Source organism: Tateyamaria omphalii (assembly GCF_001969365.1).
In the GTDB taxonomy this organism is placed as follows: domain Bacteria; phylum Pseudomonadota; class Alphaproteobacteria; order Rhodobacterales; family Rhodobacteraceae; genus Tateyamaria; species Tateyamaria omphalii_A.
Genome location: NZ_CP019312.1, coordinates 367,670 through 387,877, shown reverse-complemented (window position 1 = coordinate 387,877; position 20,208 = coordinate 367,670). Strand labels below are relative to the sequence as shown.

19 protein-coding genes are annotated in these 20,208 nt (G+C 61.4%); 5 read left to right on the top strand and 14 right to left on the bottom strand.

Annotation, left to right across the window (positions count from 1 at the left end):
- Positions 1–12: 12 nt before the first annotated feature.
- The gene (locus BWR18_RS01905) at positions 13–1,020 is read left to right on the top strand and encodes an AraC family transcriptional regulator (protein WP_076626455.1); all 1,008 of its coding nucleotides are present in this window, start codon (positions 13–15) and stop codon (positions 1,018–1,020) included.
- Here the strand turns inward: BWR18_RS01905 and BWR18_RS01900 are convergent.
- From BWR18_RS01900 to BWR18_RS01855, 10 genes are all read right to left on the bottom strand, one after another.
- Complete coding sequence (locus BWR18_RS01900) at positions 1,017–2,192, bottom strand: FAD-dependent monooxygenase (protein ID WP_076626454.1); 1,176 nt, start codon at positions 2,190–2,192, stop codon at positions 1,017–1,019. The genes BWR18_RS01905 and BWR18_RS01900 overlap by 4 nt on opposite strands.
- Positions 2,189–3,307, bottom strand: coding sequence for a CaiB/BaiF CoA transferase family protein (locus tag BWR18_RS01895; RefSeq protein ID WP_076630061.1), 1,119 nt, complete (start codon positions 3,305–3,307; stop codon positions 2,189–2,191). Before BWR18_RS01895 ends, BWR18_RS01900 begins: the two co-directional genes overlap by 4 nt.
- Positions 3,308–3,432: 125 nt before the next feature.
- Positions 3,433–3,876, bottom strand: coding sequence for a GAF domain-containing protein (locus BWR18_RS01890; protein WP_076626453.1), 444 nt, complete (start codon positions 3,874–3,876; stop codon positions 3,433–3,435).
- Complete coding sequence (locus BWR18_RS01885; protein ID WP_076626452.1) at positions 3,876–5,468, bottom strand: ABC transporter substrate-binding protein; 1,593 nt, start codon at positions 5,466–5,468, stop codon at positions 3,876–3,878. Before BWR18_RS01885 ends, BWR18_RS01890 begins: the two co-directional genes overlap by 1 nt.
- Positions 5,469–5,492: 24 nt before the next feature.
- Positions 5,493–6,233, bottom strand: a complete 741-nt coding sequence (locus BWR18_RS01880; RefSeq protein WP_076626451.1) for an ABC transporter ATP-binding protein — start codon at positions 6,231–6,233, stop codon at positions 5,493–5,495.
- Complete coding sequence (locus BWR18_RS01875; protein ID WP_076630060.1) at positions 6,230–7,087, bottom strand: ABC transporter ATP-binding protein; 858 nt, start codon at positions 7,085–7,087, stop codon at positions 6,230–6,232. Before BWR18_RS01875 ends, BWR18_RS01880 begins: the two co-directional genes overlap by 4 nt.
- Positions 7,087–7,995 (bottom strand): nickel transporter permease, encoded by a 909-nt coding sequence (gene nikC, locus BWR18_RS01870; RefSeq protein ID WP_076626450.1) that lies wholly within the window; start codon positions 7,993–7,995, stop codon positions 7,087–7,089. The genes BWR18_RS01875 and nikC overlap by 1 nt, the downstream gene beginning before the upstream one ends.
- Positions 7,996–9,054, bottom strand: a complete 1,059-nt coding sequence (locus BWR18_RS01865) for an ABC transporter permease (RefSeq protein ID WP_076626449.1) — start codon at positions 9,052–9,054, stop codon at positions 7,996–7,998. It lies immediately after the preceding gene.
- Positions 9,055–10,650 (bottom strand): ABC transporter substrate-binding protein, encoded by a 1,596-nt coding sequence (locus BWR18_RS01860; protein WP_076626448.1) that lies wholly within the window; start codon positions 10,648–10,650, stop codon positions 9,055–9,057. It abuts the gene before it with no gap.
- A 50-nt stretch (positions 10,651–10,700) separates the two neighbouring features.
- Positions 10,701–11,762 (bottom strand): dipeptidase, encoded by a 1,062-nt coding sequence (locus BWR18_RS01855; protein WP_076626447.1) that lies wholly within the window; start codon positions 11,760–11,762, stop codon positions 10,701–10,703.
- Between the two features lie 116 nt (positions 11,763–11,878).
- Here BWR18_RS01855 and BWR18_RS01850 point away from each other — a divergent pair, with 116 nt between their 5' ends.
- The 4 genes from BWR18_RS01850 to BWR18_RS01840 all read left to right on the top strand — a co-directional run bounded on the left by BWR18_RS01850 (position 11,879) and on the right by BWR18_RS01840 (position 14,865).
- Positions 11,879–12,787, top strand: coding sequence for a LysR substrate-binding domain-containing protein (locus tag BWR18_RS01850; protein WP_076626446.1), 909 nt, complete (start codon positions 11,879–11,881; stop codon positions 12,785–12,787).
- Positions 12,788–12,823: 36 nt separating this feature from the next.
- Positions 12,824–13,000: a hypothetical protein gene (locus BWR18_RS21535; RefSeq protein ID WP_157598620.1), complete on the top strand. Its 177-nt coding sequence runs from the start codon at positions 12,824–12,826 to the stop codon at positions 12,998–13,000.
- Positions 13,001–13,181: 181 nt separating this feature from the next.
- Positions 13,182–14,492 (top strand): dihydrolipoyl dehydrogenase family protein, encoded by a 1,311-nt coding sequence (locus BWR18_RS01845; protein WP_076626445.1) that lies wholly within the window; start codon positions 13,182–13,184, stop codon positions 14,490–14,492.
- Between the two features lie 235 nt (positions 14,493–14,727).
- On the top strand, positions 14,728–14,865 hold the full coding sequence (locus tag BWR18_RS01840) for an entericidin A/B family lipoprotein (protein WP_157598619.1): 138 nt from the start codon (positions 14,728–14,730) through the stop codon (positions 14,863–14,865).
- Positions 14,866–14,935: 70 nt separating this feature from the next.
- Here BWR18_RS01840 and BWR18_RS01835 read toward each other — a convergent pair whose 3' ends face one another.
- From BWR18_RS01835 to BWR18_RS21530, 4 genes are all read right to left on the bottom strand, one after another.
- Positions 14,936–18,079 (bottom strand): efflux RND transporter permease subunit, encoded by a 3,144-nt coding sequence (locus BWR18_RS01835; protein ID WP_076626443.1) that lies wholly within the window; start codon positions 18,077–18,079, stop codon positions 14,936–14,938.
- Entirely contained in the window at positions 18,076–19,197 is a 1,122-nt protein-coding gene (locus BWR18_RS01830; protein ID WP_076626442.1) for an efflux RND transporter periplasmic adaptor subunit, read from the bottom strand. The genes BWR18_RS01835 and BWR18_RS01830 overlap by 4 nt, the downstream gene beginning before the upstream one ends.
- 151 nt (positions 19,198–19,348) lie before the next feature.
- Positions 19,349–19,915, bottom strand: coding sequence for a type 1 glutamine amidotransferase domain-containing protein (locus tag BWR18_RS01825; RefSeq protein WP_076630059.1), 567 nt, complete (start codon positions 19,913–19,915; stop codon positions 19,349–19,351).
- 154 nt (positions 19,916–20,069) lie between these two features.
- The gene (locus BWR18_RS21530) at positions 20,070–20,207 is read right to left on the bottom strand and encodes a hypothetical protein (protein ID WP_157598618.1); all 138 of its coding nucleotides are present in this window, start codon (positions 20,205–20,207) and stop codon (positions 20,070–20,072) included.
- Between the last annotated feature and the right edge of the window lies 1 nt (position 20,208).

The window sequence follows — 20,208 nt, the reverse complement described above, 5'->3', positions numbered from 1 at the left end:
CACAATGCGCGCATGGCAGCAGCGCATGACACATACTACAAGATCGGCAGGACGACGGAACAACTGTGCGGCCTGCTTCACGTTGACCCCACAGCGGTGATGCGGCGGATGCGGTTTCCCACTGATTTTTTGCGGAACGAAGGGCGTGGGGTGAATGCGGCAGATTACTTTTCCGGATGGAACGCCATCATGGCAGAGGCCAACCGCAACGACACGCCGCTTGTCCTTGGGCGTGCTTACGCTCGTGGGCCGTTCAACCCCGCCTTTTTCGCGTTTACTTGCAGCCCACGCGTCGCCGTCGGATTGGAGCGGCTTTCGCTGTTCAAACCGCTTACCGGGCCGTTGTATCTGGGTCTCAAGCGGACGCAGACACAGGCGCTTGAGGTCACGAAAACCTCAAACCAGCCAAACCTGCCGCTGCCATCGACATTTGGGGCAGCCGAACTGGTATTCCTGACCGAAGCGATCCGGGGATGCACCGGACATCACATGGTGCCGCTACGCGCGCAGCTGCCGGAACAGCTGCCTTGCCACCGCGCACTCGAAGAGTTTCTGGGTGTGCAGATCACTTTGGGAGGTCCAACAAAGCTGACATTGTCGCCCGAGGATGCCGACCGCAAGCTCTTGTCTGCCGATCCCGCGCAGTGGGCGCAGTTGGAACCCAGTTTCAAACGCCAGATGCGCCTGCGGACCGAGGAACAGGCTGTATCGGCTCGGTTGCGTGCAACCCTTGCAGAAATGCTGCCGGCCGGGGAAGCAACAATTGAAGCGGCCGCAAGGAGGATGCGCCTGAGCACACGCAGCTTACAACGCCATTTGAGGGATGAGGGCACGCGTTTCCAGGCGGTTCTGGACAGAACGCGCGCCGATCTCGCCCGCGAATACCTGACCTCGACCGACCTGAATGTTGCCGAGATCAGCTACTTGCTCGCGTATCGTGACCCGAACTCTTTCTACCGGGCATTCAACGCGTGGACGGGCCAAACCCCGCAGGCCTTGCGGGACAGACTTGGCGGTTAAGTCTGGCCCGTGACATCATGGCGGTAGACCCAGTCCTGACGGGCGTGAACCAGGCTGGGAAACAGGCGTGCGCCCACAGCCATTGGTCCATAGAAACCAATACGCCCCAAAACAGATGCTTTGTGAAACATCCGCGCATTTGCTGCCGATCCTGCCTGAATGCGAGCGGTGCGGCCGATGCGCCGTTCGTAATACTGCCCCAATGCAGCTTCGATATCGTCAGCTCCGTCCAGTATGGCTGCAAGTGTCCAGGCGTCTTCCAGTGCCTGAACAGCTCCTTGCGCCATGGATGGTAGCATCGGGTGGGCGGCATCGCCCAACAGGGCGACCCGGCCATCATGCCAACGCGGCAATGGCGGGCGGTCAAAAAGTGCCCATCGGTTCAAAACAGGCGCGTGTTCGATCAACCTGACAATTGTCGGGTCCCAGCCCAAAAAGGCCGCCAGCGCATCGTCGCGGCTGCCCTCGACCCTCCAACCTTCCGGTGCAGGTTCGTCTTGTTCGACCATGCCCACGAAATTGGCCATCGTGCCCGCACGCAACCGCGTGGTCACCGCATGGCGCTTGTTCCCCGCCCAAACGCAAGCGGTTGGCGGCGGCGGGTTTTCCAAATCGGCCAGAGGCACGACCGCCCGCCATGCGACATTGCCGGTATAGCGGGGGGACTGACAGCCGAGCATCTGGCGCCGGATGATCGAATGCAGTCCATCGGCACCCACGACAAGATCCGCGTCTTGTGTCTCACCATCGTCGAACTGCACCACACCCGAAGACGTGTAGCCGGAGACGGGACGCGCGGTTCGAACCGCGTCTGGCGCGAGCTCAGCCAAGCGCGCCGCCAAAGCATCGACCAAATCCGACCGATGCACATGAAAGTAGGGCGCGCCCCATCTCTTCAGCGCGTAACCCTTCATCGGCAAGTGAAACACACGGCGGCCGGATGTTCCCAGCCGCATTTCAATAGCCTCGGGTTCGAAAACCACCTTCGCCAAGTGGTCGGCCACGCCCAGCGCTTCAATGACGCGCCAGCCATTGGGCGAGATTTGAAGCCCTGCGCCAACTTCGGTCAATGCCGGCGCCTGTTCGCAAACACAGACGTTCCAGCCACGCAGGTGCAACGCAATTGCGGCAGACAGTCCGCCGATGCCGCCACCCACGATAATTGCCTTCATGTCAGGTGCCTTTCACGACGCAGGTTTTCGATGCGCGCGTCGTCGTAACCAAGTTCGGACAGCAATGCATGTGCATCCGCTCCGGGCGGCGTCGGCGGTGCCGGGGTGCGTGGGGCGGATCTGCTGAAACGCGGCGCTGGCGCCGCCTGTACGATACCGTCTGGTGCAATATAGGTGCCGCGGGCCTTGAGATGTGGATCGCGTTGCGCCTCTGCCATCGACAGAACCGGTGCAACACAGGCATCGGTGCCCGCAAAGGTTTCGACCCACTCGTCTCTTGAACGGCTGGCAAAGAGTTCTTTGAACATCTTCGTCATCGCAGGCCATTGCTCGCGATCATTCTGATCAGACAGTGTCGCCGCATCCAACCCCAAACCGTCGAGCAAGGCGGCATAGAACTGCGGTTCAAGCGCGGCAACGGCGATGTCCCGCCCGTCAGCGCACCGGTAGCATCGGTAGAATGGCGCACCGCCATCCAGCCAATTCGTACCTGGCTCTTCCGACCAAAAACCGCTCGCCATGAACCCGTGCAACAGCCCCATCATGGCGGGTACGCCGTCGATCATCGCAGCATCCACAACCTGCCCTTTGCCGGTGCGTCCTCGTGCGATCACAGCTGATAGAATGCCAAAGATCAGGAACATGCTGCCGCCGCCATAATCGGCGATCAGGTTCAACGGCGGTTTCGGTGGCGCGTCGGCCGTTGCGAGTAAGCTCAAAACACCGGTTTGCGCCAGATAGGTCAGATCATGGCCCGCAGTTTGGGCCAGCGGACCCTCCTGCCCCCAGCCTGTCATTCGGCCATAAATCAGCGTGTCGGGCAGATCGGCGGGTCCCAGCCCCAGCCGTTCCATCACACCGGGCCGGAAGCCTTCGATCAGGATATCGGCTTGGCAGATCAGATCGCGGGCGACTGCAAGACCCACATCGGACTTGAGGTTCAGGGCGATCGACCGTTTGCCTCGTCGATTTATGTCGTGCACGTCCGACGGCGCGGAAGCACGGTCAATAACCACAACCTCCGCACCCATGTCCGACAGCAACTGGCCAGCAAGTGGTGCAGGACCGAGGCCGGCCATTTCGACGACCTTCAACCCGTCAAGCGGCCCTGCCATGATCATCACCCCCGCGCTGCTGACATGCATGTTTCATGCCGCCACATCATCACGCTGAAACCTAAATCACCAGAGGGACGACAGACGTTTGTTCACCGCGTGACGCGCTGATGCACCAAGCGAGATCATGGCTTAAAGCCGCGCAGCGTCGCGACGAGTTCGTCGCGCCGTTCCTGCACGATGGACTGACAGCGTTGCACGCGTTCCGGCGTGAAATGGTGCTCTTGGTCCAGCACATTCACCGTCCCAATCACCTGATCGTTGTCCAAAACCGGCACATTCAGGGCGGATTGACAGCCCAGGCTTTCGATCAATGCGTGATCACCGAAATAGATGGCAAACTCTGCCACCGTGTTTGCCACAAAGGTTTCTGCGCGGTTGATGACCATGTCAGTCCACGCGCCCTGCGACATCGGCTTGGTTCCCGAAACTGGATAAGCCTCAGGGTCCGACGAATACACACGCTGTGCAAGCCCTGCCTTTCGGTCAAGTACGGTGACGGTGAACAAGCGCCCCCCGATATTCTCGTGCAATTTGGCAAAAAAGGCATCCGGGGACGCTGTTTCCATCACTTCTTTTCAACCAGGCGGTAGAAAACGTAGTCGGAGGTGGCACCGTTCACGAACCCCTGGATAGTATCGCGCATCGCGACCTGCTTGATCGCCTGGAACATGATGACAAAGGGTGCTTCGGCTTGCGTCGCTTTCTGCAGTTCCAGATACATCTCCAACCGCGTGTCGGCATCCTGTTCTGAGAGGGCGGCCATGGTCTTCTCATTCATCTCGGCGGGCGGCATCCACGCGTTCCGCCAAGTGGTGGTCGATGCATACTTGTCGTCCGAATTGTCTGCGTTGAAGGCGAACGCCTTGGCGTTGGAATGCGGGTCCATGAAGTCCGGTCCCCAGTACAGCATCATCGCCTCATGCGTGCGGGCACGGTACTTTGTAATGACCTGCGCCCCGGTGCCCGGCACGATCTCAAGGTTGATCCCGCCCTGGGCAAAGGACGCCTGCAAAGCCTGCGCCATCTCGACAAACGTCGGGGCAGAAATGACGTCCATCGTCACGCTGATCGGCGTCTCGACCCCGGCATCTGCCAGGATCTGCTTGGCTTTCTCCGGGTCGTAGGTGAATGGCGTGTCCGTCAGCGCACCCGGAAAACCGTCCGGCCAGAAAGCCTGGTGCACCTTCATCTGTCCCTTGAGCATACCGTCGGCCATCCCCTCGTAATCCACCAGATACCGCGCAGCCTCCCAGACCGCTGGATCGGTCAGGCTTTCGGTTTTCTGGTTGAAGGACACCCAGTGCACCGCTGCCTGCGGATAGGTCTCGACCCTGACACCATCGACGCCCTCAAGCCCGGCAATCTGGCCCGGATCGAGGTTCTTGGCCATATCAATGTCGCCTGCTTCCAGCTGCAGACGCTGTGTGGCTCCTTCCGGATTATGCTGGATCACGACGCGCTCCATGGCGGGGCCGCCCAGATAGTAATCCGGATTGGCATCCAGCGAGAGAATGTCGGCGGGGCGATAAGTGCCAAGGCTGAACGGCCCTGTGCCAGCTGAATTCCGGTTCATCCAGGCGTGGCCCATGTCGCCATCGACCTCATTGGCCATAACGGTTTCCATGTCCACGATCGACGCCGGGCGCGCGGCCAACACGTTAAGGACAAAAGACGGGGCGAAGTCGCCCTCATACCGAACGGTGATCGTGTTGCCGTCGGCGGTCACCATCTCTTCGATGTTTTCGGGGGTCCAGCCGAGTTGGGTCAGGATGAAAGCGGGCGCCTTGTCGAGTGACACCACGCGTTTCCAAGATCCGACCACATCTTCACCCCTGAGCGGGTTGCCTGAGTGAAAGGTGACATCATCGCGCAAGGTGAACGTGACTGCCTTGTTTTCGGCATCGACCTGCCAATCGGTCGCCAACGCCGGCGCAAGAACGGTCGTGTCCGTGGCGTCGTAACGCACCAGCGTGTCATAGGTGTTGGCCACGTATTCGCCCGAGCTGAATTCATACGCCGATGCGGGGTCGATCGTGACGATGTCGTCTATGTTTTGCGCAACCACCAGCATGTTGTCCGGCGTCTGGGCGTCTAGCGGCGCGACCGCCAGAAACCCGGCGGCGACACCGGCGAGTAGACGATTTCTGATATGATACATGAAGTCCCCCTGTTGAATTGCGCCTCAGACCGACGCCTGAAGCAAGTGCTGTGAATATGGATGCGTGGCCTGCATGGCGCGCAGGGCTGCAACCTCCATAATCTCGACAATCTCGCCGTCCTTCATCACCGCAAGCCGGTCGCACATGTGACCCACGACGCTCAGATCGTGCGAGACCATCAAAAAGGTAAGGCCATGTTCCTGCCGCAGATCGGCGAGCAGGTTGAGAATTTCGGCCTGCACTGAAACATCTAGCGCCGAGGTCGGCTCGTCCAGCAGCAAGAGCTGTGGTTCTGGGGCCAGCGCGCGGGCAATGGCCACGCGCTGGCGTTGCCCGCCCGACAACTGGTGTGGATACCGGAACCGAAACTTCTGTCCCAACCCAACATCATCAAGCAATTTCACGACACGTGTGTCGATGTCAGAAAATCCATGCAATTGCAGCGTCTCGCCCAGAACCGCATCGACAGAGTGACGCGGGTGGAGCGACGCGTAGGGATCCTGAAACACCATCTGGACCTGCTTATAGAAGGCGCGCAGGCGGGCCTTTTCGATAGCCCGACCATCCACGGTGATCCTGCCCGACCAGGTCGGCGCAAGGCCGGTGATCGCGCGCAGGATGGTGGACTTTCCCGAACCGCTTTCACCGACAAGGCCGAAGCTCTCTCCGGCCTTCACATCAAATGACGCGCCTTTGACGGCGTCCACACGGTCTCTGTCGCGTCCGAACCACACGTTCAGGCCCTCAATGCTCAGCATTGTCATATGCGCCCACTCACGCTTGGGGTGTCTGACCAGGCGGGGTCACGCGCCAAAACGTCCAACCGGTCGCGCGGCGTGTCGAGCCGCGGCAGCGAGTTCAGCAAGCCGCGTGTATAGGGGTGTTGCGCATCATGCAGCTTGTCGGCATCGCACACCTCGACAATCCGGCCCGCATACATGATCAGAACCCGGTCGCAGAAATCGGCAACCAGATTGAGGTCGTGGCTGATGAAGATCAGTCCCATGCCCCTGTCCTTGACCAGCTTGTCCATGATGTCGAGCACCTGACGCTGCACGGAGACATCGAGGGCCGAGGTCGGCTCGTCTGCGATCAAAATCTCCGGATTCGGGATGAGCATCATCGCGATCATGATCCGCTGTCCCATACCGCCCGACATCTCGTGCGGGTAGGCGCGCATGACGCGTTCGGGGTTGCGGATCGACACGGCCTCCAGCATCTCGAGCGCCTTGGACCGCGCCTCGGATTTCGACGCCCTGTTGTGCAGCCTGTAGGCTTCGATGATCTGGTCTCCGATGGTCATCACCGGGTTCAGCGAGAATTTGGGATCCTGCATGACCATCGAAATGCGCTCGCCCCGGACGGCACGCATCGCCTTTTCCGACTTCTGCAACAGGTCCACGCCGTCCAGCTTGATGTGATCCGCTTCGACAATACCCGGCGGACGGATCAGGCGTAGGATGGCCCGACCGGTCATCGACTTGCCTGACCCACTCTCACCCACGATACCAAGCCGTTCGCGCCCCAGCGTAAAAGAAACACCGCGCACCGCGTCAAAGACACCCTGACGCGTCGGGAACCGCACCCAAAGGTTTTCGATATCCAGAAGGGAATCCATCATTCACCCGCCTTTGGATCAAGCACGTCGCGCAGGCCGTCACCCAGCAGGTTGAACGCCAGGGACACGGTGAAAATCGCAAGCCCGGGCATGGTGGCCACCCACCAATGGTCGAGAATGAACCGGCGTCCTTCGGAAATCATCGCGCCCCATTCCGGGCTGGGCGGTTGCGCGCCTAGCCCCAGAAACCCCAGACCCGCCGCGGCCAGAATGATCCCCGCCATATCCAGCGTGACACGTACGATCAGCGATGAGATACACAGCGGCCAGATGTGTTTCGTAATGATCCGCAGGCCACCTGCCCCCTGAAGCTTGATCGCCGAGATGTAGTCGGACGACCGGATCGTCAGCGTCTCTGCCCGTGCAATCCGGGCATAGGGGGGCCAAGCGGTTAGCGAGATGGCGATGACTGCGTTTTCGATCCCGGCGCCCAAGGCAGCAACAAAAGCCAAGGCCAGCACAAGGCGCGGAAAAGCGAGGAAGATATCGGTGATCCGCATCAGGACGATATCAACCCATCCACCCAGATAGCCGGAGACTGTCCCGACCAAAAGACCGACCACAGGCGCGATGAGCGCCACAAGCGCCACAATGTAAAGCGTGATCCGCGCGCCATAGATCAGACGGGACAGGATGTCGCGCCCCAAACTGTCCGTGCCAAGAAGATGCCCCTCTGACCCGAGCGGGGCCAGCCGGTTGCCAAGGTTCTGAACAAATGGATCATGCGGCGCCAATAGCGGCGCGGCTGCGGCGATCAATACAAGCGCCAGCAAGATCCCAAGGCCAATCATCGCCATCGTGTTCGACCGAAACGCAAGCCAGCCCTGGTACAGCGCGGAGAGTTTGGCGTGGCGGCGCGAGGTCGGTGTATCCGTCAGCAGCCACTGCCGGAGGGTCATGTCCGCCATCTATTTGGCCCTCGGGTCAAAGACTTTGTAGAGCAGGTCGGAAAAGATATTGAGCAGAATGAAGATCAGCCCGACAACGACTGTGCCACCCAGTACAGCGTTCATATCCGCACTCAAAAGCGCCGTGGTAATGTAGCTGCCGATGCCTGGCCAGGAAAAGATGATCTCGGTCAGCACGGAGCCTTCGAGAAGGGTGGCATAGCTCAGTGCAATCACGGTGATCAGTTGCACCCGGATGTTCTTGAACGCGTGTTTCCAGATCACGTCCCACTCGGACATGCCCTTGACCCGCGCGGTGGTGATGTATTCGGCGCTCAGTTGCTCAAGCATGAACGACCGCGTCATGCGGCTGATATAGGCGAGCGAGAAGTAGCCCAGCAGCGATGCGGGAAGGATGATGTGGCTGAAGGCATTTTTGAAGACGTCCCAGTTGCCGTCCAGTGCCGCGTCAACAAGGATCAGGCCCGTCACGCTGGGCACCACATCAACATAGAAGATGCCGACGCGACCCGGTCCACCGACCCAACCGAGAATGCCATAGAAGATCAGAAGGCCCATCAGGCCCAGCCAGAAGATCGGCATCGAATAGCCAACAAGGGCCAGGACGCGCGCAACCTGATCAATCCAGGATCCCTTGCGTGCCGCCGCAACGACGCCCAGTGGCACGCCGATCACGATGCCGATGATGATGCCGAGCGTTGCCAGTTCAAGCGTTGCAGGAAAGACCCGGGCGATGTCTTCAGACACGGGTCTTGCGTTCAACAGCGATGTGCCGAAATCCAGATGCAGCACGTCCCAGATGTAATAGCCGAATTGCACAACCAGCGGCTTATCCAGACCCAGTTCCAGAAACACCGCGTCGTAGGTGGACTGCGACGCACGCTCGCCCACGATCGCCAGCACCGGGTCAATCGGCATCACGCGACCGATGATAAACGTCACAAACAAAAGGCCCAGCATCGTCATCGCGATGGAGCCAATGGTCAGGGCGGTGGTCTTGATCCACGGAGGAAGGGACGCGCGAACGCGCCCCCTCCCGTTGTCCCCGGTCAGGGCCATTTACTTGGTGACCTGCCAATAAGCGGCGGAGGTCACAGCCTGGCCGGTGGACCAGTCGGTTACATTGTCCCGCAAGGCAGATTGTTCGATCTGCTGGAACATGATGACAAAGGGCGACGTTTCGCGGAATTCGGCCTGAATGTCCTGATACATCTGGATGCGGGTGTCTCGGTCATTCTCGACCACCGCAGCATCGACCTTTTCCGTCAGACCGCCAGTATCCCAGCTGTTGCGCCAGGCGAGCAGACCGGTTGCGTTGGCCTCGTCCGAGTTGTCAGGGTTGTAGGCAAACGTGCCCGCATTGGTCTGCGGATCCGGATAATCCGGCCCCCAAGCGCCCAGATAGACATCAAGTTCACGCGCCCGGTACCGCGCAAGGATCTGCTTGGCGGTGCCGACGGTGATGTTCACGGTGATACCGGCCTGCGCAGCTGCGTTCTGGAAACTCTGGCCAATCTCGATCCGCTCCTGCGCCTCGCGCACACCAATCTCGATCTCGAGGTCCTCAACACCTGCCGCAGCCAGCAGTTCTTTTGCCCTTTCTATGTTGTACGAGAACGGATTTTCCTCAGACGCGCCCAGATAGGTCGCCGGTAGGAAGTTCTGATGGATCGTGTATTGGCCCTTTAGAAAGCTGTCCCGCATACCCTCATAGTCAATCAGGTACTTGAAGGCCTGCCGCACTTCAGGCTTCGACAGCTCAGGGTGCTTCTGGTTGAGCGCAATGTACATCAGACGGCCCTTCAGCTCGTCTTCGATCTTCACGCCATCGGCTTGCGACGCACCTGCAATGTCTTCTGGGTTCAGGTTGCGCGCGATATCAATATCGCCGCGTTCCAGAAGCAGCCGCTGCGACGCGCTTTCAAGGACATGGCGCACGATGACACGCTCCATCGCCGGTGCACCGCCGTAGTAATCCGGGTTCGAAGACATCGTGACACTCTCATTGGGCTTCCAGCTGTCCAGCTTGTACGGGCCGGAGCCTGCGGAATTGGTCTGCAACCACGCATTGCCCATGTCGCCGTCAACCTCATTGGCCATGACGGTTTCCTTGTCCACGATGGCGCCGATGGTCGCCGTCAGACAGTTCAGCACAAAGGACGTCGCATAGCGCTTGTCCGTTGTGATCATCAGCGTGTTGCCTTCGGCGCGGATTGTCTCGGTCGCGTTTTCGGCGGTAAAGCCGAACTGCGTCAGGATAAACGCAGGCGTCTTGTTCAGGATGACCGCACGTTGCAACGAAAATGCTGCGTCCTCGGCGGTTACCGGATTGCCAGAATGGAACGTCACACCCTCGCGCATGGTAAAGGTGATGGTCTTCCCGTCTTCGGACACCTCCCAGCTTGTGGCGAGGTCGGGCTTGTACCCGGCGGCCAGGTCGTTGGGATCCAGGCTGACAAGGCGGCCATAGACATTGCGGCTGATGTCGGACCCCGCAAACTCGAAACTCTCGGCGGGATCAATCGTTGTGACGTCGTCAATCCGGTGTGCGATGACCAGCATGTTTGCCGGTGTTTCGGCCACCGCGGCGAACGATGTCACGCTCACGGCAACGCCGATCGCGGCACCGGTAAGCAATCGTGCAAATGTATTCATTTGATCTGTTCCTCTGTTGTCAGAAATCTGTTGTGGTTCTTGCGCCCGGGTTATGCCCCCCAGGTATTCTCGAGCACTCTAAGCCAGTTCCCCTGGCAGAGTTTCGTCATCAATGCGTCGTCGTAACCGTGTTGGCGCATGGTTGCCCGCAATTTCGGCAGCCCGGCGCAGGATGTCAGCGGTTCGGGCACAACCGCGCCATCGTAATCTGATCCGAACCCGACGCAATCCTCACCCATCGTTTCGATCAGATGATCAAGGTGGCGGATCATCTGCTCGATCGGCACGTCAGGAAGCATCTTTCCGTCCGCGCGCAGGAACGCGACCGCAAAGTTCAACCCTACCATACCACCACTTTCGGCAATTGCCGCAAGTTGCTTGTCCGTCAGGTTCCGCGAATGCGGGCAAATGGCGTGCGCGTTGGAATGGGTCGCAACCAGCGGTTTGCTCGAATGCCGGGCAACATCCCAAAACCCCGCTTCGTTGAGGTGTGACAGATCAACCATGATGCCAAGGTCGTTGCACCGTGTGACAAGGCGCAAGCCGTGATCCGTCAACCCTGGGCCCGTGTCCGGCGTGCTTGGATAGCGGAACGGGACACCGTGGCCAAAGATCGTCGGGCGGCTCCATACCGGTCCAAGAGATCGCAGCCCGGCCTGATACAGCACGTCGAGGGTATCCAGGTCCGGATCAATCGCTTCGGCCCCTTCGATATGAAAAACTGCCGCGATCTTACCGGCTGACAGGCACTTTCGAAGTTCGGCGGTTGTGCGGCACACAGTCAAGGCGCCTTGCTCTTCCAGCTCGAACAGGATCGCAGCCTGTGACATGACAACGGGAAACGCGTCTTCCCACGCAATGGGATCCGGCACCGGAAGATCGTATGCGTCCTTGGTCATCTCCTCGAACTTGTCGTCCAAGTCCATGGGAGACGGAATAAACACCGCGAAAAAGCCGCCGCCAAATCCGCCAGCCTTGGCGGACGGCAGCGTTATGGCACTGTCACCCCCGTTCACAAAGCTATCTTCAACAGATGTGCGCCCTGCCCGAAAAAGTTTCAGCAGGACATCATTATGACCGTCGAAAATGGGTGGGTGGGTTGAAGACCCCATGGGTGTCGTCCCGAAAACAATGGTAGCTGAGCCACTGTATGTCATAAATTCTCATGGGATACGGTTATGTATATGATAATACTTCATAGACTGATGATATTATCGCAGAGGATGTCATGGCAGGACGGACTTGGCACAGCTTGCCGGAATACGAGGCGCTGCGCGCACTCATGGAAAGCGGCACCACGTCCAAAGCGGCGCTGCGCCTTGGGCTCTCTCAGTCGGCGATCAGTCGATCCATCTCCTCATTGGAGGCGCGCCTGGGGCGTATCTTGTTCGAACGGGATGGGGGCCGTTTGCGGCCGACATTCGAAGCAACCCAGTTGAACCGCCGCCTTGACCCACTGTTCGAGGCACTGGACCGGATCGACGGCCCGATAGAGCCAACTCAGGAAACACTGCGCCTGACAGCGCCGCCCACATACGCGCATCGGTTTTTGGTTGGTCACATTGCAACGTTTTTGCAGGCAAACCCTCACTTTTTTATCAGCCTCGAAGTGAACTCATCAGAGGATGTGATCAGGCGCGTTCAGGAAGATCGGTCCGATCTGGGCGTGTCCGGCATCGATCTGACAAGACAAGGTGTAAAGCTTACACCCTACAGGCAATCAGCAGCCGCATGCGCGATGCCAAAGGACCACGACTTGGCACAGCTTGACACGATCCACCCAACACATCTCCACAACCAGCCTCTGATCGCGCTCAGTCGTCGACATTCAAGACGTGCCCAGTTGGAGAAGGTCCTGACAAACAGCCGGAGCGTTCCGAGGATCGTGGCGGAAGCCTCAACATCCTTTGCAGCAGTGGACCTGGCACAAACCGGGCTTGGCGTTACAGTGATCAATCCGTTCCCGGTTGTTCACTATCGGTCCGACGACGTCGTGTTTAGGAAGTTTGAATCACCAATCGAATATCGAACCTACTTTGTGACATCAGACAACAAACCAACTCCGGCGATAGCACGCGCATTTATTCGGCATCTACGGTTACATACAGTTCGTATGCAATTGACTGAACCGACGTAGTTTTTACACGGCGGTTTGAATTTCTCCTCATTCCACATGATCGAGATGGTTTTTCGCGCCGAAACTCGAAGATTTTCTGGTCAGCCAAGCGACCTGTCGCCCACAGCAGTATTTCCATGCTCGTTTTCAGCACCGGTGATCCAGCAAATTCTGCGGGCACACCCAAATAAAACAGGTGATCGAAAGACGTGGCAAATTGCACTCAGCATGTGACACGTCCCATGATACATACACCGACTGACTGCAGCAGCCTTTCGATCGCTCCCAACGCCTCGACGGCGGCGGCAAGAGCGGTCAGGCGGCACCTCACGCCGTGGAACTGAACCTGAACGTCAGGGGTTAGTGCAAGCGCGCCGACACAATCGGCGCACGCCCCTGACTTCGGAGCATCAGCATGACCCAGACCACCTTCCACAGCATCGTCATAGGCGGCGGATCCGGGGGCCTTTCGTTCGCCCGAACGGCGGCGGGACTAGGCGCAAAGATCCTGCTGGTGGAAAAGGAAGACCTGGGCGGCACCTGCGTGAACCGGGGCTGCGTTCCGAAAAAGATCCTGTGGTCTGCGGGACAGATGCAGCGCGCACTGGCAGCGGCGCACACGACCGGCATCTTCAGCCCGGCGTCGATGGATTTCCAGACACTGGCCAACCGCCGCGACACGCACATCGCGGGCATCCGGGACGGGTTCGAAGCGTCCCTGGCAGAGGACGGCGTGACCCTTGTGCGCGGCCAGGCGCAGGTTGATGGCACATGCGTGCGCGTCAACGATACGACCTACACCGCGGAACACGTGGTCATCGCCACCGGCGCACGCCCCACACCGCTGGACATCGAAGGGTCCGAACATCTGAGCGACAGTCGCGACGTCCTGTCCTGGACATCCCGGCCCGCGCGCATCCTGATCGTGGGGGCCGGGTATATCGGGTGCGAGTTCGCGGCGATCTTTGCCGCCATGGGCAGCGACATCACCCTTGTGCAGGACGGGACCACGATCCTTGATACCTTCCCCCCGGTGCTGGCCCAGCATGTGCAAGACATGTTCGAACACGACGGTGTCACCCTGCACCTGGGCTCGGGCCTGGCTGCGGTTCATCGCACGGATACGGGCCTGCGCTGCACGCTTGCCAGTGGCGCGCAGGTCGAGGCCGATGCCGTCATCGCGGCCGTGGGCCGCACGCCCAACATCGACACGCTCGGGCCGCTGTCTGATAATCTGGTCTGTGCCGACAGCGGGGCCGCGCAGGTGGATGACTGGCTTGCCACGAACGTGCCCGGGGTCCATGCCCTGGGCGATGCGGCGGACCGGATGCCGCTGACCCCGGTGGCCACGTCGGACGGGCGGCAACTGGCCCATATGCTGCACGGCGATGGCGGCGCCCTGATTGATCTGGACAACGTCACCACAACCGCCTTTGTCTACCCGCCTGCGGCCTTTGTCGGCACGGCGGACGGATCGCTCCGGACCGACACGTTCCGCACCCTGTCGGACAGTGTCCTGGGCCCGGCGGACGGCCCTGAGCCACAGATCTTCCGGCTCGGCTTTGACACGGGCGGCACCCTGACCGGGGCAGAGATCGTGGCCGACCATGCCGAGGATCTGATCGCCCTTCTGGCGTCCCTGCGCCGGTCTGGCGCCAAGGTCGGCGACCTGGATCGCATCGCGCCCATCCATCCGTCATTCGTCGAAGAGTTCACCGGCGGCTGACCCCTGCACGCGTCATCCCGGGGACACGGTCCGCAACAGCGCCAAGGCTGCACGTCACCGCGTTGCCACGGGCATCCGCTGCGACGTTCGGCGCCGTGTCCCGAAGACAGCACACCGCCGCCCGGTGGCATGGCGCGCCCGCTCAGGAACCGATTGGCCCCCCGAACGTTGATCGACCACACGCGCTGCAATCGCCCCGGCGGTGAACAGCGCCCGTCTTGAAAGGATGAAACCCATGAAACTCCAGATACTTGCCCTGTTCTCCGTGCTTGCCCTCGCAGCTTGCGAAACGGCAGAGGGCTTCGGTCAGGACGTCCAGGCCGGTGGTGAAGCCATTTCCGATGCCTCGAACGAGGTTCAGCAAGAGCTTTGACCGCGCGCCCGATATGATGCGATGCCCGTTCGCCGTGATGACACTGGCGGACGGGCCGACCGAACCCGCGTCACCGCGCGGGTTTCGACCTTTTCAGACCCCTCAGAAATTCCGGCAGCCTGACCTGCGCAAGCCGATCCTGCAGCATCAGCATCGCAGGTGACAGCACCAGCGTCAGCACCGTCGCAACCGTCAACCCGCCGACGATGGCGCTGGACAGTTCGGTCCACCACTGCGTCGACGGCGCGCCATAGACGACCTCGCGCGTGAAGAAATCCAGCTTCACCCCGATCACCATGGGCATCAGCCCCAGCGCTGTGGTTACGGATGTCAGCAGAACGGGCCGCAACCGCTGCGCGCCGGTGCGCAACGCCGCCTCCAGCGACTGCACCCCCTGCCGTTTCAGATCGTTGTAGGTGTCGATCAGCACGATGTTGTTGTTCACCACGATCCCCGCCAGCGCGATCACCCCGATGCCGCCCATCACGATGCCGAAGGGGCGGCCCGTGACCAGCAGGCCCAGCAGAACCCCGGCGATGGAGAAGATGATGGCGCTCATCACGATGGCGGCCTGAAAGAAGGAATTGAACTGGATCACGAGGATCAGGACCATCAGCACGAGGGCCGCGACAAAGGCGCTGCTCAGGAACTGCGCCGCGTCCTGCTGGTCCTGCGCCTCACCGGCAAAGGAATAGGTCACGCCGTCCGGCAGGTCGGCACCTTCAAGGGCGCCGCGCAGCGCGCTGATCTGCTCGGCCACAAGGACGCCCGGGGCCACGTCCGCCTCGATCGTGACGACGCGCGCCTCGTCGATGCGTCGGATGGTGCCCACGCGCTCGGACGGCTCGAATGTCACGAAGTTCGAGATCGGTACCAGCCCCGCGGGCGTCGGCACGCGCAACGTGTTCAACTCGGCCAGCGACCGCTCCTCGCGCGGGAAGCGGACGCGGATGTCCAGCTCTCCGTCCGTGTCGTCGGGGCGATAATCCGTGACGGTGATCCCTTGGGTCAGAAGCTGCACCGCCTGCCCCAGCAGGCTGACATCCGCGCCATAGCGCGCGGCCTCGGACCGATTGACCTGGATCGAAACCTCGACCCCCGGCAGGGGCCGCGTGTCGGTCACGTCCGTAAAGCCGCCGATCTCGTCCATCAGGGTCATCACGGTCTCGACCGCGGCGGCCTGCTTGTCGGGGCTGCGGGTCCGCAGTTGCAGGTTGATGGGCTTGCCCTGATTGGGGCCGTTGCTGGCGGTCTGCACCTCGATGTCGATGCCGGGGATGTCGCCCAGATCGGCGCGCAACTCCGCGCCCAGTTCCGCGGCGGTGCGCCGTTCGTCCCAGTCGATCAGGTCCAGTTGAATGACGCCAATCGTATCCTCGTCCTGCCGCCCCTCGGCCAGTTGCGCACGTGCATAGACAGTCTCGACCTCGTCATAGCCCTGCAAGCGCGCCTCGACCGCGCGCACCAGCGCATCGCGTTCCCAGATCGACAGGTTGTCGCGCGCGCGCAATTCCACACGCATGAACTCGGGCTCGATCTCAGGGAAAAACGACACGCCGCGCCCGAACTCGGCATACGCCGCAAAGGTCGCGACCAGCAGGCCAACGGCACACAGCAGAGTGGTGCCGGGGCGCAGGATCGCCCATTCCAGCACCCGCACATAGGCCCCCGTGGCCCCGCCGATGTCGCGCGGATCGCCCAGTTCGGCGGCGTGCAGCACCGCCTTGCCGCGCGCGCTTTGCGGTTGGCGCTTGCCGATCACACCGCCCACCACGGGGATAAAGATCAGCGCCATGAACAGCGACGCAAACAGCGTCAGGATCACGGTGATGGGCAGGAATTTCATGAATTCACCCGTCGTGCCCGTCCAGAACAGCAGCGGAAAGAACACCGACAGCGTGGTCGCGGTGGACGCGATGATGGGCCACGCCATGCGCTTTGCGCCAAAGGCATAGGCCGCGCGCCGGTCCATCCCCTCCTGCAACTTGCGGTCGGCCAGTTCGACCGTGACGATGGCCCCGTCCACCAGCATCCCCACGACAAGGATCAGGGCAAAGAGCACAATCACATTCATCGTGTAATCGAACGCCCACAGCGCGATGACGCCCGACAGGAACGCGCCGGGAATGGCCAGCCCCACAAGGATCGCCGGCCGCAGGCCAAGGGCAAAGACCACGACGACCATGACCAAAATGATGGCCGCGATGACATTCGCCTCAAGGTCCGACAACAGGGTTTCCACCTGTTCGCTCTGGTCCTGCAGATAGGTCACCTGCACCGCATCGGGCCAGTCCTGCGACAACGCGTCGATCCGCGCCTTCACCTGCGCGATGGTGTCGATGATGTTGGCGCCCGACCGCTTGGTCACTTCCAGCGACAGCGCAGGCTGGCCGTCGATCCGGGCAAAGCTGTCGGGGTCCTCGAACGTGCGGCGCACGGTGGCCACATCGCCAAAGGTCACGACCGCATCGCCGCGCACCTTGACAGGCATGTCCATCACATCCTCGACGTTCTGGATCAGGCCCGGCACCTTCAGCACGATGCGCCCGCCCCCCGTCTGGATCGCACCGGCCGCGATCAGGCGGTTGTTGCGCTGGATCTGGCCCACGATCTCGTCAAAGCTGAGGTTGTAGGTCTGGAACACCGTCGGGTCGATCAGCACCTCAAGGAACTCGTCCCGCTGCCCGCCAATGTCGATCTCCAGCACGCCGGGCAGCGCTTCCAGGTCTTCCTGCACGGTGTCGGCGATGTCGTTCAACGCCCGTTCCGGCAGCGGACCGGACAGCACGATGGTGATGATGGGAAAGAGGCTCGTGTTGATCTCGACAATCGTCAGGTCGCGCGCATCCTCGGGCAGTTCGCTTTCCACGCGGTCGGCGGCCTCGCGCACCTTGTCGAGCGCGTCGTCGATGTCGCCGCCTGCGGTAAACTCAAGCTGCACGTTGGCAAAGCCCTGCCCCGCCTGCGCCGTCATCTTTTCAAGGTTTTCGAGCGCGCCGAATTCGGTTTCCATCGGCTTGACCAGCAAGTCCTCGGCATCTGCGGGGCTGATGCCGTCAAGGCCGGTGGTGACAAAGACCAGCGGCAGCGGCACCTCGGGGTTCGCCTCTTTCGGGATCGCGACATAGGCATAGGCACCGACGGCCAAAATGGCGACAAGCGCCATGATCACCACGCGGGTGCGGGAAAAGGCGGCGTCGATCACCGCGTTCATCCGCTTGTGCCCTGCGCACCCGGTTCGGCCCGCGTGCGCACCGGCTCGCCATCCTGGACAAAGCCCTGCCCGATGGTGATCAGCTCCACCTCGTCGGGCAGGCCGGTGACCCACAGGCCGTCCACCTCAGCGCGCGCGATCTCGACCTTGTGGAACACGACCGCGCCGTCCGCGACCGTCTTGACCCCGATCTCTCCGGCGGCGTTCAGCGACACGATGGACGGTGCCACGAAATGCGCGCGTTCCTTGCCGGTGGGGATGCGGATCTCGGCAGAGATGCCAGCGGGAATGTCGCCACCTTCGTTGGGCACGACGACTTCGGCCAGAAAGGTGCGCGTCTCGGACGCGGCGGACGATCCGACAAAGGCCACCCGCCCGTCGCGTTCCTGTCCGGTAATGAACGTCACGCGCGCGGTCTGCGCGTCGCGCAGCCCGGCCAGCATCTGCTGCGGCACCTGAAGCGAGACGGTCAGCGGGCGGTTGTCGACGATGCGGCCCACCTCGGACCCGGCGGTGACATATTCGCCGGGATCGACGTTGAACTGTTCCAGCCGTCCGTCAAATGGGGCCTCGATCCGGGCGGCGTCCAGCGCCTCTTCGGCATTGGTGCGGGCGGCGCGGGCGGCGGCAAGCGTGGCGCGCGCCTGCGAGACGCGATCCACCGTGGCCACACCGCGGTCCAGCAATTCGACGGCATTGTTGAATTCGCGTTCGGCGCGGTCGAATTCCTCTTCCGCGCGGCTCAGATCGGCCTGCAACCGCGTCGTGGTCAGACGGGCAAGAACCTCGCCAGTGCTGACATCACTTCCCTTTTCAACCAGCACTTCGGCCACATCGCCAGAGATTTCGGCGCGGATCATCGTCTCGCGGTCGGGTTCGGCCTGCCCTTCGCCGCGAAAATACAGGGTGATATCCTCGGCCCGAGAGGTGCGTGTGGCGACGGACACCGCCTCGGCCTCGGTGTCTGAACTGGCGGTGTCGGACGTGTCGTCCGCGGGCCAGATGAAACCGCTGCCCATCCACGCGACCGCAACAAGCGTCATGCCCGCCGCGATCCAGCTTGAACGGCCGGACCCTCGGTCATCCTCGAATTCCAGCGATGTGCGATCTTCGCTCATGGATGGACGGGGGCGCGGGGACGGGCATGGGGAAATGACATGGCGGCGGCAATCCTTCTTGTGAAAGCGCAACGCGCATGCGGGGTGCAAGTTCCATGCACCGGAAAAAGCGAGGCACCCGCCGATGATGTCGGCGGGTGCCCGAACCGGTCTATTGCGCGGCGACGTTGCGCTGGTGTTCGCCCTCTTTCACCTCTTCCAGGATCTTGGCGACGAAGGCGTCGATGTCATCCGGATTGCGCGAGGTGATGATGCCGTTCGAGATGGCGACCTGCTTGTCGACCACGTTGGCCCCGGCATTGCGCAAATCGGTGCGGATGGACGGATAGGCGGTCATCTCGCGCCCTTCAACCACGCCCGCCTCGATCAGCAGCCATGGCGCGTGGCAGATGGCGGCCACGATCTTGTTGCCGGCAACGAAGTCGCGCACCACCTGCACGGCGGTGTCGTCGGTGCGCAGGATATCGGGGTTGATCTGGCCGCCCGGCAGGACCAGCGCGATGTAGTCATCGACGGTCACGTCGGAGATTTTCAAATCGGCCTCGATCGTGTCGCCCCAATCGCCACCGTCCCAGCCGGTGATCGCCTCGCCGTCGGGCGTTGCGACATGGACCGTGGCCCCGGCATCGCCAAGTTGCTGTTTCGGCCCCATCAGTTCGGACTGTTCGAACCCGTTGGTGGCCATGATCAGGATCTTCGCGTTCTCTACGGCAGGCATCATATGCTCCTTTTTCGGTGTCTACCGGGTCAACGGACGCGTGGCGCATGGGGTTCCACCGGCGGCGCGCATAACATGGTCGGATCGGCGGCAATATGCTGCGCCGCACGCCAACGCCTGTCGCAACACCTGCGCCCGGATCAGGAACCGCGTCCTACAAGCTGTGCAAGCGGACGCGCATCTGTGCGCGCAGGCCAGTGACGGGTGCGGCGTGCAGGCGTGCCGCGATGGCCCTGCGCAGGCGTTGCCCGTTGGCAACGCAATGCAACGCGTTGTAATCAATGCTGTTCATG